This is a genomic window from Azospirillum sp. A26 (genome assembly GCF_042604635.1).
GTDB classification, from domain to species: Bacteria; Pseudomonadota; Alphaproteobacteria; order Azospirillales; family Azospirillaceae; genus Azospirillum; species Azospirillum palustre.
On sequence record NZ_CP170472.1, the window covers coordinates 1648599 to 1664216 of the forward strand.

Annotated in this window: 17 protein-coding genes; 1 reads left to right on the forward strand and 16 read right to left on the reverse strand. The window is 67.4% G+C overall.

Annotated elements, in window-relative coordinates:
- Positions 1-152: 152 nt before the first annotated feature.
- From ilvN to miaA, 4 genes are all read right to left on the reverse strand, one after another.
- A complete protein-coding gene (ilvN, locus tag ABNQ39_RS08375) occupies positions 153-659 on the reverse strand; it encodes an acetolactate synthase small subunit (RefSeq protein WP_109050858.1) in 507 nt (168 codons plus the stop codon).
- Between the two features lie 36 nt (positions 660-695).
- The gene (locus ABNQ39_RS08380) at positions 696-2459 is read right to left on the reverse strand and encodes an acetolactate synthase 3 large subunit (RefSeq protein WP_376956782.1); all 1764 of its coding nucleotides are present in this window, start codon (positions 2457-2459) and stop codon (positions 696-698) included.
- Between the two features lie 329 nt (positions 2460-2788).
- On the reverse strand, positions 2789-4000 hold the full coding sequence (locus ABNQ39_RS08385; RefSeq protein ID WP_376956784.1) for a PLP-dependent aminotransferase family protein: 1212 nt from the start codon (positions 3998-4000) through the stop codon (positions 2789-2791).
- A 17-nt stretch (positions 4001-4017) separates the two neighbouring features.
- Entirely contained in the window at positions 4018-5046 is a 1029-nt protein-coding gene (miaA, locus tag ABNQ39_RS08390; protein WP_376956786.1) for a tRNA (adenosine(37)-N6)-dimethylallyltransferase MiaA, read from the reverse strand.
- Positions 5047-5179: 133 nt separating this feature from the next.
- Between miaA and serB the strand changes: the two genes are divergently transcribed.
- Complete coding sequence (gene serB, locus ABNQ39_RS08395; protein ID WP_376956788.1) at positions 5180-6085, forward strand: phosphoserine phosphatase SerB; 906 nt, start codon at positions 5180-5182, stop codon at positions 6083-6085.
- A 17-nt stretch (positions 6086-6102) separates the two neighbouring features.
- Here serB and ABNQ39_RS08400 read toward each other — a convergent pair whose 3' ends face one another.
- The 12 genes from ABNQ39_RS08400 to ABNQ39_RS08455 form a co-directional block, all read right to left on the reverse strand.
- The gene (locus ABNQ39_RS08400) at positions 6103-6513 is read right to left on the reverse strand and encodes a bacteriohemerythrin (RefSeq protein WP_376956790.1); all 411 of its coding nucleotides are present in this window, start codon (positions 6511-6513) and stop codon (positions 6103-6105) included.
- A 219-nt stretch (positions 6514-6732) separates the two neighbouring features.
- Positions 6733-7518, reverse strand: coding sequence for an enoyl-ACP reductase FabI (fabI, locus tag ABNQ39_RS08405; RefSeq protein WP_109050864.1), 786 nt, complete (start codon positions 7516-7518; stop codon positions 6733-6735).
- A gap of 320 nt (positions 7519-7838) precedes the next feature.
- On the reverse strand, positions 7839-8291 hold the full coding sequence (locus ABNQ39_RS08410) for a YgaP family membrane protein (RefSeq protein WP_376956793.1): 453 nt from the start codon (positions 8289-8291) through the stop codon (positions 7839-7841).
- Between the two features lie 75 nt (positions 8292-8366).
- A complete protein-coding gene (locus ABNQ39_RS08415; RefSeq protein WP_376956795.1) occupies positions 8367-9269 on the reverse strand; it encodes a PRC-barrel domain-containing protein in 903 nt (300 codons plus the stop codon).
- 111 nt (positions 9270-9380) lie between these two features.
- Positions 9381-10025 (reverse strand): urease accessory protein UreG, encoded by a 645-nt coding sequence (ureG, locus tag ABNQ39_RS08420; RefSeq protein WP_098739331.1) that lies wholly within the window; start codon positions 10023-10025, stop codon positions 9381-9383.
- Positions 10022-10741: an urease accessory protein UreF gene (locus ABNQ39_RS08425; protein WP_376956798.1), complete on the reverse strand. Its 720-nt coding sequence runs from the start codon at positions 10739-10741 to the stop codon at positions 10022-10024. The genes ureG and ABNQ39_RS08425 overlap by 4 nt, the downstream gene beginning before the upstream one ends.
- A complete protein-coding gene (locus ABNQ39_RS08430; protein ID WP_376956800.1) occupies positions 10725-11207 on the reverse strand; it encodes an urease accessory protein UreE in 483 nt (160 codons plus the stop codon). Before ABNQ39_RS08430 ends, ABNQ39_RS08425 begins: the two co-directional genes overlap by 17 nt.
- A complete protein-coding gene (gene murI, locus ABNQ39_RS08435; RefSeq protein WP_376956802.1) occupies positions 11207-12049 on the reverse strand; it encodes a glutamate racemase in 843 nt (280 codons plus the stop codon). The genes ABNQ39_RS08430 and murI overlap by 1 nt, the downstream gene beginning before the upstream one ends.
- A gap of 145 nt (positions 12050-12194) precedes the next feature.
- Positions 12195-13904: an urease subunit alpha gene (ureC, locus tag ABNQ39_RS08440; RefSeq protein ID WP_376956804.1), complete on the reverse strand. Its 1710-nt coding sequence runs from the start codon at positions 13902-13904 to the stop codon at positions 12195-12197.
- Between the two features lie 26 nt (positions 13905-13930).
- Positions 13931-14236, reverse strand: a complete 306-nt coding sequence (locus tag ABNQ39_RS08445) for an urease subunit beta (RefSeq protein WP_376956807.1) — start codon at positions 14234-14236, stop codon at positions 13931-13933.
- 13 nt (positions 14237-14249) lie between these two features.
- Positions 14250-14552, reverse strand: a complete 303-nt coding sequence (locus ABNQ39_RS08450) for an urease subunit gamma (protein ID WP_109050871.1) — start codon at positions 14550-14552, stop codon at positions 14250-14252.
- A 124-nt stretch (positions 14553-14676) separates the two neighbouring features.
- The gene (locus ABNQ39_RS08455) at positions 14677-15558 is read right to left on the reverse strand and encodes an urease accessory protein UreD (RefSeq protein WP_376959770.1); all 882 of its coding nucleotides are present in this window, start codon (positions 15556-15558) and stop codon (positions 14677-14679) included.
- Positions 15559-15618 lie beyond the last annotated feature (60 nt).

Consider the following 15618-nt stretch of genomic DNA (forward strand, 5'->3'; position numbering starts at 1 on the left):
GACAGAGTGCGTTTCCTGCGGCGGATTACTCCATTGAGCAAAGCCGCGCGTCAAGAGAAACAATCGCTCGATGGAACGGCAAAATGCAAAGCTTCCTTGCGTTTTTGCCGTCCCGATCTTTCGCAGAATGCTGTTCTGCGGGAAATAGTGCCTTAAAAGGCCGCCGGTCCCTTCGACATGGCGACCACGCCGGTGCGGCTGGCCTCCACGAGTCCGAGCTGGGTCATCAGGCCGACGAAGTCGTCGACCTGCTCGGTGGTGCCGGTCAGCTCGAAGACGAAGCTGGTGAGCGTGGCGTCCACCACCTTGGCCTTGAAGATGTCGGCGAGGCGCAACGCCTCGATCCGCTTGTCACCGGTGCCGGCCACCTTGACCAGCGCCAGCTCGCGCTCCACCGCCGGCCCCTCGTCGGTCAGGTCATGGACGCGGTGGACCGGAACCAGCCGGCTCAGCTGCGCTTTGATCTGCTCGATGATCATCCGGGTGCCGGAGGTGACCAGCGTGATGCGCGACAGGTGGTCGGCGTTGTTCACCTCGGCCACCGTCAGGCTTTCGATGTTGTAGCCGCGGCCGGAGAACAGCCCGATGACGCGGGCGAGAACGCCCGGCTCGTTGTCCACCAGCACGGCGATGGTGTGCTTTTCGATCGCGTTTTCCATGAGACCCGTCCCTCCTGTTCGTTCGTCGTCAGCCGATCAGACCAGCACCATGCCGTCTTCCGGCGTGGCGTCGGACGGGCTGTCGTCCGGACCGAACAGGATCTCGTTGTGGGCCTTGCCGCCCGGGATCATCGGGAAGCAGTTCTCCTTCGGATCGACGGCGATGTCGATGATGCAGGGGCGGTCGGTGACCGCCAGCATCTTCTCGATCACCTGATCGACCTCTGCCACCGTGGTGGCGCGCAGGCCGACGCAACCCCAGGATTCCGCCAGCTTCACGAAGTCCGGCAGGGCTTCGGAGTAGCTCTGGGAATAGCGCGATCCGTGCAGCAGCTCCTGCCACTGGCGCACCATGCCCATATACTGGTTGTTCAGGATGAAGATCTTGACCGGCGCGCGGTACTGCACGGCGGTGCCGATCTCCTGCATGTTCATCAGGAAGCTGGCCTCGCCCGACACGTCGACGACGATGGCGTCGGGGTGGGCCAGCTGGGCGCCGATGGCGGCCGGCAGGCCGTAGCCCATGGTGCCGAGCCCGCCCGAGGTCATCCAGCGGTTCGGCTGGTCGAAGGGCAGGAACTGGGCGGCCCACATCTGGTGCTGGCCGACTTCCGTCGTGATGTAGTGGTCCTTGCCGCGCAGGGCCTCGCGCAGCCGCTCGAGCGCATATTGCGGCTTGATGACCGATTCGGTGCGGTTGTAGTTCAGGCAGTTGCGGGCACGCCAGCCCTCGATCTTGCTCCACCACTCCTTCAGCGCGGCCTTGTCCGGCGACTTGGCCCGCGCCTTCCAGATGCGCAGCATGTCTTCCAGCACGGCGCCGCAGTCACCGACGATCGGAATGTCGACCGCGACGTTCTTGTTGATCGAGCTGGGGTCGATGTCGACGTGGATCTTCTTGGAACCCGGCGAGAATTCCGACAGCTTGCCGGTCACGCGGTCGTCGAAGCGGGCGCCGATGTTGATCATGACGTCGCATTCGTACATGGCGAGATTCGCCTCGTACGTGCCGTGCATGCCGAGCATGCCCAACCACTGGTTTTCGGACGCCGGGAAAGCGCCCAGCCCCATCAGGGTGGAGGTGATCGGGAAACCGGTGGTCTTGACGAACTGGGTCAGCAGCTTGGCGGCGAAGGGGCCGGCGTTGATGACGCCGCCGCCGGTGTAGAACACCGGCCGCTTGGCGTTGGCGATCAGTTCAATCGCCTCTTCGATGCGGGCGATCTCCGGTTTCACCTGCGGCCGGTAGGTCTTGTGCTTGACCTCGGTCGGCGGGACGTAGGTGCCGTCGGCGAACTGTACGTCCTTCGGAATGTCGACCAGCACCGGGCCGGGACGGCCGCTGCGCGCGACATAGAAGGCCTCGTGCAGAGTGCGGGCCAGATTGTCGACGTCCTTCACCAGGTAATTGTGCTTGGTGCAGGGGCGGGTGATGCCGGTGGTGTCGGCCTCCTGGAAGGCGTCGTTGCCGATCAGGTGGGTCGGCACCTGGCCCGACAGGCAGACCAGCGGGATGCTGTCGCACAGCGCGTCCAGCAGGCCGGTCACCGCGTTGGTGGCGCCGGGACCGGAGGTCACCAGCACGCAGCCGACCTTGCCGGTCGAGCGCGCGTACCCTTCGGCCGCATGAACCGCGGCCTGCTCGTGGCGTACAAGGACATGCTTCAGGTCGTTCTGCTGGAACAGCGCGTCGTAGATGGGAAGTACGGCGCCGCCGGGATAGCCGAAGATGATGTCAACGCCCTGATCCTTCAGGGCCTTGATGACGATCTGGGCGCCGGTCAGCTTCTGTTCGGACATCGCTCACGACCTTCTCATGTGGGCGCCTCCTCTAAGGCACCCGGTTCCTTGGACTTGTCACCGGCCGAGGCTGCCGGGCTATGCCGTCGGAACAACGGCTTAGCCCCGATGGCGGGGGCCGGGAGCGGCAAATTAGTCAAAAGCCCGGTCGCAGGTCAACCCATTTTGCGAATGTTCGCAAAGTTTTTTTGCCGCAGTTTTTCCAAATGTTGCGCATTGGCTTTGCAACATCGGCTCTGCGGCGCTTGCTTCCCACCTGATACGGAAACGGCGGCCGCACCGAAGCGCGGCCGCCGTTCCGAAGAGACGACGATGAAAAGCCGAAGCCGTCAGGCGGCGGTCTTCAACAGCCCGCACAGGCGGCGGATGCCCTCGCGGATCTGGGCCGGCTTGGTGACGGAGAAGGCCAGCCGCAGCGTGTTCTTGCCCGACCGGTCGGCGTGGAAGGCCGAACCGGGAACGAAGGCGACGTTGGCCTCCTTGATGGCGCGGGCCAGCAGTTCGGTGCCGTCGATACCCTCCGGCGCCTCGATCCAGACGAACAGGCCACCTTCCGGCTTGGTCCAGGTGACGCCCGGCGGGGCGTATTCCTCCAGCGCCGCCAGCATGGCGTCGCGGCGCTCCTTGTACTGGGTGCGCAGCAGCTTGAGGTGGCTGTCGAAGATCTGCGAGACGACGTCATGCATGACGATCTGGTTGATCGTGCTGGCATGCAGGTCGGCGGCCTGCTTCATCAGCACCAGCCGGTTCACCACCTCGGGCGCCGCGTTGACCCAGCCGACGCGCATCGCCGGAACCATCGTCTTGGAGAAGGTGCCGCCGAAGATGACGTTGGTCAGCTTGCCGCCGTTGCGCTCGCAATCCAGCGCCGCCAGCAGCGGCAGGTGCTCGCCGTCATAGCGCAGCTCGCAATAGGCGGTGTCCTCGATCACCGGCACGCCGGCCGCCTCGCAGGCGTCCAGGATGGCGTGGCGGCGGGCCAGCGTCACCGTGGTGCCGTTGGGGTTCTGGAAATCGGGGACGAGGTAGAAGAATTTCGGCTTCTGCGCCAGCGCCTCGGTCAGCGCCGTCATCTCCGGCCCTTCCTCGTCCATCGGGATGGAGAGATAGGTCGGCTCGTAGGGCGAAAAGGCCTGGAGCGCGCCGAGATAGGTCGGGCGGGTCACCACGATCTTGTCGCCGGGGCCGATCAGCAGCTTGCCGACGAACTCCAGCACCTGCTGCGAGCCGTTGGTGATGAGAACGCCGTCCAGTCCGATGTTGACGCCCTTGCCGCCCATATAGTCGCAGATCCATTCCCGCAGCGGCGTGTAGCCTTCGGTGATGGAGTATTGCAGGGCGGCACCGGCACCGGAATTGGACTGGAAGATCTTCTCGTAGGCGCGTGCGATGGCCGAGCTGGGGAACAGGTCCGGATCGGGAATGCCACCGGCGAAGGAGATGATCTCCGGACGATCGATCAGCTTCAGCAGTTCCCGGATTTCGGACGCCGTCATGCCGCCCACGCGGCCCGCGAACACATGACCCCAATCAACCGACACGGTGCTTCTCCTTCGGATCAGTAATTTAGTATCGTTCTCAGGCGGTCGAGCATTGCATTTCGTACCGCAAGCGAACAAGGCAGATCGATGGTATGGCAGCTATGCTGTCCTGTATGACTTACCAGCATATCGGGTGATTTGCCAACAATCTGATGTCGGAACCACGTGACCTGCCGTTTGGCATAGCGGCGGGTCGATTGCCGGGCCAGCGCAATGGCCTCGTCGAGCGGGATTTCCCCGTGCAGAACGCGGCGGAGTTCAGGCACTCCCAGGGCTTTCAGCACCGGCAGGTCGGGGGCGAGGGCCTGTTCGCGAGCCAGAGCGTCCAATCGCCGCACCTCCTCCAGCGCTCCCTGCTCCATCATCAGATCGAAGCGCCTGTCGCACTGGGCATAGAGGTCGGCCCGCGGCGGATCGAGCACCAGGATGGTGAAGCGCAGATCGGCCGGCGCACCCTGGGCGGTCCGGCTCTGCCAATGGGACAGCGGATGGCCGGTGGCCTCCAGCACCTCCCAGGCGCGGGTCAGGCGGGTGGTGTCGCCGGGGTTCAGCTTGGCCGACGCCGGGTCGCGGGCGACCAGTTCGGCACGGAAAGCCTCGCCGCCGATGGCGGCCAGCCGGGCATGGGCGGCGGCACGCACCTCGTCGGGGATGGGCGGCACTTCGCTCAGCCCCTGCATCAGCGCGCGCAGATAGAGACCGGTGCCGCCGACCACCACCGGCAGCCGGCCCTCGGCCCTGGCGGCGGCGATCTCCGCCAGCGCCATCTCGCGCCAGCGCGCCGCCGATCCGCGTTCCGCCGCCGGCAGCACGCCATAGAGCCGGTGGGGCGCACGCGCCAGATCCTCGGCCGGCGGCCGGGCGGTCAGGACATCCAGGTCGGCGTAGAGCTGCATGCTGTCGGCATTGATGACGGTGCCGCCGAACCCCTCGGCAATGGCGAGCGCCAGCCCCGACTTGCCCGACGCGGTGGGGCCGCCGATGACGATGACGTCGGTCAAGGGGTTGGTCAGAGGGTTGGCCAGAGGGTTGGTGAAGTCGCTCATCGCCCTTGCATGGCGTTCCGGCGCCCGCTTTGCAACACCCAACCGCATGCCGACGCCGAAGCTTCGTTGGACCCGGCCCCGTGGCTGTGGTAGGCAGCGCGCAAAGGCCCTCTTTTCCTCGGGATACCCGCCGATGAACGCCGTCGCCACGCTGATCGCCCCCCGCACCGCCACGCTCGACGAGGCCGCCGTCCAGACCGCCAAGGCGGCGCTGGTCGGGCTGGGTGCCGATGCCGGCGCACCGGACTGGCTGGCGCCGGGCACCGCCTGCGACCTGCCCTTCGGCAATCTGGCGCCCGAGCAGGCGGAGGCGGCGGTCCGCCATGCCCTGACGGCGAATGGGACCGGCGTGGCGCTGGACATCATCGCCCAGCCCGCGGCGACGCGGCGCAAGCGGCTGCTGGTCGCCGACATGGAATCGACGATCATCGAGCAGGAGATGCTGGACGAGCTTGGCGATTATGTCGGGCTGAAGGACCACATCGCCGACATCACCGCCCGCGCCATGAACGGCGAGATCGACTTCAAGGACGCGGTACGCGAGCGGGTCGCCCTGCTGAAGGGCCTGAACGAGACAGTGATCGACGAGGTGTGGCAGCGCGCCACGCTGATGCCGGGTGCCGCCCAGCTGGTCGGTACCATGCGCGCCAACGGTGCCGTCTGCGTTCTGGTGTCGGGCGGCTTCCGCTGCTTCACCGGCCGGGTGCGCAGCTGGATCGGCTTCGACGACGACCGCGGCAACGAGCTGGAGGTCGTTGACGGCGTGATGACCGGCAAGGTGATCGAGCCGATCCTCGACAAGGACAGCAAGCTCCAGGCGCTGATGGCCTATGCCGGCGAGCATCGCGTGCCGGTGGCGGAAACCATGGCCGTCGGCGACGGCGCCAACGACCTGCCGATGCTGCTGGCCGCCGGGCTCGGCGTCGCCTTCCATGCCAAGGCGGTGGTCGCCGCCGAAGCCCGCGCCCGCGTCGATCATGGCGACCTCACCGCCCTGCTCTACGCCCAGGGCTACCGGGCGGCGGAGTTTGTGGGGTAAGAGCCTCCCCTCCCCCCTTACGCCCACACGCCGCGAACATAGGGCGTCAGCTGCGTGTCCATCAGGATGATGTGGCGAACCAGCCAGTCGGCGGTGAATTTGTAGAGCTTCTCCGCATTCTCGTGGGTGGGTTCGATCGAAAAGCGGTTGGACAGTTCGCTGACCATCTTCACCGCGGCGCGGTGCATGGCGACATGCTCCTCGAACTGCGGGTAGCGCACGATCTGCATGATCCGCTCTTCGCGGGCGAAATGCTCCTTGGTGTATTCCAGCAGCTTGACCAGGATCTTGGCGACGCGGACCGGCTGGAACCGCTCAGCGGCCAGCGCTGCGTCGAGTTCGTTCAGATACTCGATCAGGTGCTTGTGATCGTCGTCGATGGACGGTTGGCCGACGCTCAACTGCCGTCGCCATGTTATGGCGCCCATGACCCTGCCGCCTCCCCCTTTGCCGGCACCCCGTTAGCCCGGATTATGGCTGGTGTCACCATTGCGCCAAAACAGCCGGCGGCGTCACACGGCAATATGACGCACCCGCAGGAGGCTGGCGGCGACCAGGAACGAAACAGGGCGGATGCGTCGCCGCACCCGCCCCATTCCGCAATCTGGATCCTGCCGCTCTAGGACGAGGGTTAGAATCCGTCGCCGTCAGCCGACGATCGAATAGCCGCAGTCGACATAGGTGGTGTCGCCGGTGATGCCCTTCGCACCATCGGTGGCGAGGAAGGCGGTGGTGTAGCCGACCTCTTCGATGGTGACCAGACGGCCTTCCGGGGCGCGCTCGGCGGCCTTGTTCATCAGCTCGTCGAAATGGGCGATGCCGGAGGCGGCGCGGGTCTTGATCGGGCCGGGAGAGATGGCGTGGACGCGGATGCCCTTCGGGCCCAACTCAGCCGCCAGATAGCGCACGCTGGCTTCCAGGGCGGCCTTGACCGGACCCATGACGCCATAATTGTCGATGACGCGGTTGGCACCGAAATAGGACATGGTGAACAGCGACCCACCGTCCTTCATCAGCGGCTCGGCATACTTGGCCATGCGGATGAAGGAATGGCAGGAGACGTCCATCGCCTGCTGGAAGCCTTCGCGCGAGCAATCGACGACGCGGCCGTGCAGATCCTCCTTCGGGGCGAAGGCGATGCTGTGCAGCGCGAAGTCGAGCTTGCCCCACTTCTCGCCGATCTTGTCGAAGATGGCCTTCAGTTCGCCCTCGCCGGTGACGTCCACCGGCTCGAAAATCTCGGCCTCGAGCTGCTGGGCCAGCGGCTCGACGAACTTCTTGGCCTTGTCGTTCAGATAGCTGACCGCGAGGTCGGCACCCATCGCGCGAAAGGCGCGGGCGCAGCCCCAGGCGATCGACTGGTCGTTGGCGATGCCAAGAACGAGCCCCTTCTTGCCTTCGAGCGTGGCGGCGGCGGGAATGATCGTGGTCATGCGGACTGTCCTGCGGTCGATGTGACGGGAGGAGCGGCCGCAACCGTGGCGGCCTTTCGCCGGGTGCACAGACGCGGCGTTCCTTGTGCAGTGCACCATAAACGAATGGCCGCGGGTCCGCAACGTGCAATGGGCGCGAACCGCACATGCGCTTCAATCATTGCGCAGCATTGCCGCAGGCATGCTCAGTAAAAGCCGAAGTTGCCCAGATTCTGTCTTTCATTGATCCATATCAAAAACGGCCCGCCAGCGTGTGACTGGCAGACCGTTTCTTGATGACATTTCTGTTATCGCATCAGGCCGCTTGGCTGATTGCCCGCTTACCGCGCAACACCCGGGCTGAAGGAGGGCGGATCGCTCGCCGGGAAGGATTCCTGGGAGGCCTCGTCGACGATCTCCTCCTCGCAGCTCTCCTGATAGATGTCGCCGGGATGCCGGGAATAGGGGTCGATGCCATGCTCGACATCCTGTGCCGGAAAGGCCGCCCGGTCATTGTGCGACCAGTCGGCCAGCATCGCCTTGCCGGGGCAATAGCCGGTCAGGCCGCGCGCGACCAGGGCGCCGCCGGCCAGCGCCATGGCCGCGCCGGTCCAGTTTGGCCGGCGCAGGCCCAGCACCGCCAGCACCACGCCGCCGGCCAGCGACGCCAGCCGTTCATTGTGGCCGACATTGATGCCATAGCTGCCGGTGGGGCCGGGCAGGCGTTCGGCCACGTTGTCCGCTATGCCGCGCAGGTTGCGCTGGGCCGTATCGGTGATCGAAGAGAGTTCCATGTCGGTCCTCCTGAATGCGGGTCCCGGTCAGGCGGGTCCCGATCAGGGACCGTCCGCCATCGGATCGTTATCGCGTCACTGTTGGGAAACCGGCGGCTGGGGGCTGCCGTTCCCGGAGGGCGTCTGCGCGGCGGCGTCCGGCGTCGCCTTGGGCGCACCGCCCTGCCCCATTCCTGCGCCGGGCGTCGCCCCGCTGGAGCCGGCAGCGCCGCGCGCCTGCTGCAACTCGCTGTTCAGCCGCGCCACCTCCTGCGACAGGCGCTGCACCTCCTGGCGCAGCGGTGCCGCCGAGACCTCGCCGCTTCCACCGGCCGCGCCGGCGATGGCGGCCAGCGTCGCCGAATCGCGCATCCAGTAGGGGGCAACGCCGTAATAGGTGTGAACCGCCATCGCCCACTGCCGGTCGTTCATGTTCGGGCGGTTCTTGTCGTCGAACCGCGGCGCGTTGGTCAGCTTGTCCTTCGGCACATTCAGGACATAGCCCTCGCCCGACGGGGTGAACAGCGCCCACGGAACCGCGAAGTCGGCCTCGCCGATGCCGAGGAAGCCGCCCAGCTCGACCACAGCATAGGCGACGCGCCCGGTGCCGGGATCGATGATCAGTTCGGAGATGCTGCCGAGATCCTTGCCGTCCGGGCTGCGCAGCTTGGCGTTCTCAAGATCGTCGGCGGCGATAGCGCGCGGGTGGGCGATGGAATCCTGAAGCGCCGTCGCCTCGCCCAGGATGGCTTGGCAGGCGGGGGCATTGCCCTTCTGTGCGGCGCCCTGCGCCGCCTGCTGGAGCGCGCGCAGCTGTGCGGTTTCCTGCGGGGTCACCGGAGCGGCGGAGCCGGGGCCGGCAGCCTCGAGAGCCGCCGCCTGCTGTCCCAGCCGGTCAAGCCCGGCCGCGCAGTCGTCGGCCGCCAGCGCGGGCGCGGCGAAGGACAGGGTTCCCAGCGCGGCCAGCAGCAGGGCCGTTGCAGGGGTGGGGCGCGTCATCAGGGCATCCTCCGGCTTGAATCGTCTCATGCTGCATGAACAGCATGGTCAAGCCGGAGGTTCCATCAGCCAGAGAGTCCCGGGCGCCGATCTTCCCCCAGTTGTGAAAGGTCAGCCCGGAAGGGGCAACCCACCGCGCTGGACGATGAAGGACTGGATGGCATCGACCCCCTCGCCTGCCTTGACGTTGGCGAAGACGAAGGGCCGGTCGCCGCGCATCTTGCGGGCATCGCGGTCCATCACCTCCAGGCTGGCGCCGACCATCGGGGCGAGATCGGTCTTGTTGATGACCAGCAGGTCCGACCGGGTGATGCCCGGCCCGCCCTTGCGCGGGATCTTGTCGCCGGCCGACACGTCGATGACGTAGATAGTGATGTCCGCCAGTTCCGGCGAGAAGGTCGCCGCGAGGTTGTCGCCGCCCGATTCGATGAAGATCAGGTCGAGGTTGGGGAACTTCGCGTTCATCTGGTCGACGGCGGCGAGGTTGATCGAGGCGTCCTCGCGGATCGCGGTGTGCGGGCAGCCGCCGGTCTCCACCCCCATGATCCGTTCCGGCTTCAGCGCGCCGGAGCGGGTGAGGAACTCCGCATCCTCCTTGGTGTAGATGTCGTTGGTGATCGCCGCGACCTCCCAATCCTCGCGCATGCGCTTGCACAGCGCGTCGGTCAGCGCGGTCTTGCCGGAGCCGACGGGACCGCCGATGCCGACGCGAAGCGGACCGGCGTGGCTCTTTTCGATAGCGGGGAGAGCGCTCATGAGCGGAACAGCCTCGTATATTGGGTTTCGTGGATCATCGAGGTCCAATCGACGGCCATCGCCCGGCCGCCGAGATCGTCGAGCGGGGCCGCCAGCGCCGCCTCGGCCGCCCAGTGCGTGATGGGATCGAGTGCCGCCAGCGCCCGCTGCCCGTCTGTCTGGCCCAGCGGCACCAGCCGCACGCCGGCCGACACCAGATTGGCGGAAAAGGCATGGAGGTAGGCGGTCAGCGCCGGCCCCTCCGCCACGCCGATCAGGGATGCTGCCAGCGCCACCGCAACCGCATAGGCGACCGGCCGTCCGGTGCCGGCGATCACCGCATCCCAGCGCGCCAGCCCGTCGAGCGGCCATGCGGCGCGGATCGCCAGCAGGAAAGCCTGCCCCTGCGCCCGCGATTCCAGCCCCATCTCGGCCGACGCACGCAGGATGTCGGCCCGTTCCACCGCCCAGGCGAAACCGGCCTCGTCGCCGGCCAGCACGGCCCGGTGGGCGGCGGCGAACAGCATCCCATCGGTCCGCCCGGCGCCATGGCGCAGGATGCCGTCGAGCCAGACGATCATCGTCGCCCGGTCGCGCACCAGCCCCTGCTCCACCGCCGCCTCGATGCCATGGCTGTAGGAGAAGCCGCCGACCGGAAAGCTGGGCGACAGCCACGCCAGCAGGCGCGTCAGGGCGTGGGTGGAGATGCCGCTATCCACCTCAGTGCGAATGCCCATGCCCGCCGCCATGCGAATGACCGCCATAGGCGCCGCCTTCCGGCATGAAGGGCGCCGACACGTCGCGCACCTCGGCGCCAAGCCCGCGCAGCATGTCCTCGATCACATGGTCACGGCGCAGCCGGATGGTGTCGCCGACGATCTGCACCGGCAAGTGGCGGTTGCCGAGATGCCAGGCGACGCGGGCGAAGGCCTCGACCGGGCCGGGCACGCGGACCTCCATCAGGTCCTCAGGCGCGGCGACGACGCGGAGAAAGCTGCCGTCGGTCAGTTCCAGCCCGTCGCCGTCGTCCAGCGCCACCGCGCGCGGCAGGTCGAGCAGGAAGGCGCCGCCGGCATCGTCGGTCATCGCCATGCGGCGGCGGAAGCGGTCGTCAAAGGCGAGCGTCACGGTGCCGGCCGCCTGCTCGACCGGCCAATGGCCGCGGGCGTGGACTCGGGTGGCGCGGCGGGCGGGATCGGTCATCAGGTAAGCCGTTCGAAGGGGGTCGGGTGGCCGAAGAAGCGGCCGGCCAGTTCGCTGACCAGCACCGCGTCCCCAGTGGTGAAGAAGCGCAGGCCGTTCTCGGCCGGGTCAGGGCGATATTCGGGGTGACGGTCGAAATACTGGTCGAGCGAGCGTGCGGTCAGCGTCGGCTGGCACAGCACCTCCACCCCCGGCGGCAGCGCGCGGGCGAACAGGTGGCGGACCAGCGGGTAATGGGTGCAGCCCAGCACCACCGTGTCGAGTGGCTGGCCGCCCATCTTGTCAAGCAGGACGCGGACATAGCCGTTCACCGCCGGCTCGATCTCGTCGTCCGACGCGCCACGCTCGATCAGCGGCACGAGGTCGGGACAGGCCTGCTGCACGACGCGGACGGACGGGGCGCGCTTGCCGATCTCCCGCGGGAAGGAGCCGGAATTGACCGTCGCCGCGGTGGCGAAGATGCCGACGCTGCGCGGTTCTGCGAGATGATCGGGCGGAACGGTGTCGATCATCCAAGGCACGCGGGTGATCGCCTCCACCATCGGCACCAGCACCCCCAGCACGTTGCGGCCGGGATGGGCCGACGGCAGCCATTCCTGCTGGAGCCGGCGCAGCGCGACGGCCGCGGCGGTGTTGCAGGCGATGACGATCAGCCGGCAGCCCTGGTCGAACAGACGGTCCATCCCGGCGATGGTCAGCCGGTAGATGTCGTCCTCGCTGCGCGGGCCGTAGGGAGCGGCGGCGTGGTCGCCGAGATAGACGAAGGGCCGGCCAGGCGCCGCATCCACCAGGGCGCGCAGCACCGTCAATCCGCCATGTCCTGAATCGAATACACCGATCAACGTATTTAAGCCCTGCGAATAACTCCTTCTCGCCCCTGGGGAGAAGGCTGGGATGAGGGGGTTCGGCGCAGCCGAAGAGATCCTCGAAGCGGTTCCCCCTCACCCTAACCCTGTCCCCAGCGGGGAGAGGGGATAAAAACGTGCCTCAGAACAGGAAATAGCGCTGCGCCATCGGCAGGATGTCCGCCGGTTCGCAGGTCAGCAGCTGTCCGTCCGCCCGCACCTCGTAGGTCTCCGGGTCCACCTCGATGTGCGGGGTGGCATCGTTGTGGATCATGTCCTTCTTGCCGACGGTGCGGGTGCCCTTGACGGCGATCAGCTCGCGGTGCAGGCCAAGCTGGCGGCCGACCTCCAGTTCCAGCGCCTTGGCGCTGACGAAGGTCACGCTGCTGGCCTGCATCGCCCGGCCGAAGGCGCCGAACATCGGGCGGTAATGCACCGGCTGCGGCGTCGGGATCGAGGCGTTGGGGTCGCCCATCAGCGCGGCGGCGATGGTGCCGCACTTGATGACCATGTCCGGCTTCACGCCGAAGAAGGCCGGCGACCACACCACCAGATCGGCCAGCTTGCCGACCTCGACCGAGCCGACGACATGGCCGATGCCGTGCGACAGCGCCGGGTTGATGGTGTATTTGGCGATGTAGCGCTTGACCCGGAAATTGTCGTTGTCGCCGGTCTCCTGCGGCAGACGCCCACGCTGCAGCTTCATCTTGTGGGCGGTCTGCCAGGTGCGGATCACCACCTCGCCCAGCCGGCCCATCGCCTGGCTGTCGGACGAGATCATGGAGAAGACGCCCAGATCGTGCAGGATGTCTTCCGCCGCGATGGTCTCGCGCCGGATGCGGCTTTCGGCGAAGGCGACGTCCTCCGGGATGCGCGGGCTGAGGTGATGGCACACCATCAGCATGTCGAGATGCTCGTCCACCGTGTTGATGGTGAAGGGCCGCGTCGGGTTGGTCGAGCTGGGCAGCACATTGGCGAGGCTCGCCACCCGGATGATGTCCGGCGCGTGTCCGCCGCCCGCCCCTTCGGTGTGGAAGGTGTGGATGGTGCGGCCCTTGAACGCCGCGATGGTGTCCTCGACGAAGCCCGATTCGTTCAGCGTGTCGGTGTGGATCGCCACCTGGACGTCCAGTTGGTCAGCCACGGTCAGGCAGGTGTCGATGGAGTCGGGCGTGGTGCCCCAATCCTCGTGCAGCTTCAGGCCGCAGGCGCCGGCGGCGATCTGCTCCAGCAGCGCGTCGGGACGGCTGGTGTTGCCCTTGCCGAAGAAGCCCAGGTTGATCGGCAGGCCTTCGGCCGCCTGGAGCATCCGCTCCATGTGCCACGGCCCCGGCGTGCAGGTGGTGGCCGAGGTGCCGGCGGCCGGGCCGGTGCCGCCGCCCAGCATGGTGGTGACGCCGCTGTTCAGCGCCTCGTCCACCTGCTGCGGGCAGATGAAATGGATGTGGGCGTCGATACCGCCGGCGGTGACGATCTTGCCTTCGCCGGCGATCACCTCGGTGCCCGGACCGATGATGATGTCGACGCCGGGCTGGATATCGGGGTTGCCGGCCTTGCCGATGGCGGCGATGCGCCCGCCGGTGATGCCGATGTCGGCCTTGACGATGCCCCAATGGTCGATGATCAGGGCGTTGGTGATGACGGTGTCGACGGCTCCCTGGTGGCGCGAGCGCTGGCTTTGTCCCATGCCGTCGCGGATCACCTTGCCGCCGCCGAACTTCACCTCTTCGCCATAGACGGTGTGGTCGCGTTCGACCTCGACGATCAGGTCGGTGTCGGCCAGCCGGATGCGGTCGCCGGTGGTCGGGCCGTAGAGGGCCGCATATTCGGCCCGGTCGATGCGGTGCGCCATTGTCGTTCGCCCTTCCTGTCGGCCCGTCAGAGGGCGCCGTTGACCTTGCGATTGAAGCCGATCACCACCCGGTCGCCACCATAGGCGACAAGTTTTACGCGCCGGGTCTGGCCGGGCTCGAAGCGCACCGCCGTCCCGGCCGGAATGTCAAGCCGGAAGCCCCTGGCCTGCTCGCGGTCGAAGGTCAGCGCGCTGTTGGTCTCGTAGAAATGGAAGTGCGAACCGACCTGGATCGGGCGGTCGCCGGCATTGGCGACGTCGAGTTCGACGGTGTCGCGGCCGTCGTTCAGCACGATCTCGCCGGCCGCCGGGAAGATTTCACCGGGTTTCATCGGGCATCCCCTCTCAACGGATCGGCTGGTGGACGGTGACGAGCTTGGTGCCGTCGGGGAAGGTCGCCTCGACCTGGATGTCGTGGATCATGTCGGCCACGCCATCCATCACCTGCTCGCGGGTCAGGACGGTGGCGCCGTCCCGCATCAGCTCTGCCACCGTGCGGCCGTCGCGCGCCCCCTCCACCACGTAATCGGTGATGAGGGCGACCGCCTCCGGGTGGTTCAGCTTGACCCCACGCTCCAGCCGCCGCCGCGCCACCATCGCCGCCATCGCGACGAGCAGCTTGTCCTTCTCGCGCCCTGTCAGGTTCATCGGGGGATTGCCCTTTCGCCGCCCTGTTCGTTGCCGGCGATTATGCCACGATGACGCGGCGCGCCAAGTGCGTCGTATGACGTAGGGGCTTGAAAGTGCTGGCAAGCAGAACCCAAAGCCCCCGTCAGACCTCCCACAGCCGCGGCAGGCGGGTGGGCAGGCCCGCGGCTTCGGCGCGCAGGCCCGACCACAGCGCGGCATAGGCGCGCCGCACGGCGCGGGCATCGCCGCCGAGGATGCGGACGATCAGCAGACCGTCCAGCCCGGTGGCGCCGATGCGGACACCCTCAAGAGGCTCGGCCAGCATCCGGACCGCATCGAGGTGGCGGGCGGCGTCGGGAGCGGCATGCAGAAGAGTGGCGCAGGCGGCGGCACCGCCGAAGCCGGCGGGATGGGCCAGCGCCTCGGCGATGTCGTCATCCAGATGCAGGGCGTCGGCCCAGATCAGGCGCCCGTCGCGGGCGACCTCCCAGGCGTCGCGGATCAGGCCGCGGGTGACCGTCTCACCGAAGGCTGCGCGGCCGAAGACCAGCATCTCACCGGCGATGGCGCGACCGTCGCCCGACAGGTCGATCCGGGTCAGGCGGCGCAGGCGGGAGCCTTCGAAGACGATGGCTTCCTGCGGCATCCATTCCAGCCAGCCGCCCTCCTCCACCGACAAAGCGGTGTCGATGCGGCAGTCGGCGCCGGTGGAGCGATAGACCTTCTCGGCCGCCTGGGTGGTGATCAGCGCCTTGGCGCCCGCCCCGACGGACAGGGCGATGTCCATGCGGTCGCCGCCGACCATTCCGCCCGAGGTTGTGGCGAGCACCGCGATGGGAAGGTCATCGCGGCGCGGCGTCGGCATCAGCACCCGCAGCGGGTCATGGTGGTAAAGCGTCGCCAGCCGGGTTTCGCCGTGGCGATGGTCGAACCGGACGGTGGCGGCGCCATGGACGGCGACCTTCTTTTCGTCGCACGCCTTTTCCCCGCCTGCCGACTCTTCCGGCCTGCCGGCCACCGCCACCTGAACCAAGCGCCCGCTCCTCACTGGATCATAGGGGCGCCAGTCTGCCGGAAGCGGGGC

Coding starts and splice junctions, on each gene's coding strand:
- miaA (WP_376956786.1), bottom strand. CDS start 5,046: ATGAGCGACTTCACCAACCCTCTGGCCAACCCTCTGACCAACCCCTTG.
- ABNQ39_RS08430 (WP_376956800.1), bottom strand. CDS start 11,207: ATGACCGATCCCGCCCGCCGCGCCACCCGAGTCCACGCCCGCGGCCAT.
- ilvN (WP_109050858.1), bottom strand. CDS start 659: ATGGAAAACGCGATCGAAAAGCACACCATCGCCGTGCTGGTGGACAAC.
- serB (WP_376956788.1), top strand. CDS start 5,180: ATGAACGCCGTCGCCACGCTGATCGCCCCCCGCACCGCCACGCTCGAC.
- ABNQ39_RS08425 (WP_376956798.1), bottom strand. CDS start 10,741: ATGGGCATTCGCACTGAGGTGGATAGCGGCATCTCCACCCACGCCCTG.
- ABNQ39_RS08415 (WP_376956795.1), bottom strand. CDS start 9,269: ATGACGCGCCCCACCCCTGCAACGGCCCTGCTGCTGGCCGCGCTGGGA.
- ABNQ39_RS08445 (WP_376956807.1), bottom strand. CDS start 14,236: ATGAAACCCGGTGAAATCTTCCCGGCGGCCGGCGAGATCGTGCTGAAC.
- ureC (WP_376956804.1), bottom strand. CDS start 13,904: ATGGCGCACCGCATCGACCGGGCCGAATATGCGGCCCTCTACGGCCCG.
- ABNQ39_RS08400 (WP_376956790.1), bottom strand. CDS start 6,513: ATGGGCGCCATAACATGGCGACGGCAGTTGAGCGTCGGCCAACCGTCC.
- ABNQ39_RS08450 (WP_109050871.1), bottom strand. CDS start 14,552: ATGAACCTGACAGGGCGCGAGAAGGACAAGCTGCTCGTCGCGATGGCG.
- ABNQ39_RS08410 (WP_376956793.1), bottom strand. CDS start 8,291: ATGGAACTCTCTTCGATCACCGATACGGCCCAGCGCAACCTGCGCGGC.
- ABNQ39_RS08380 (WP_376956782.1), bottom strand. CDS start 2,459: ATGTCCGAACAGAAGCTGACCGGCGCCCAGATCGTCATCAAGGCCCTG.
- fabI (WP_109050864.1), bottom strand. CDS start 7,518: ATGACCACGATCATTCCCGCCGCCGCCACGCTCGAAGGCAAGAAGGGG.
- ureG (WP_098739331.1), bottom strand. CDS start 10,025: ATGAGCGCTCTCCCCGCTATCGAAAAGAGCCACGCCGGTCCGCTTCGC.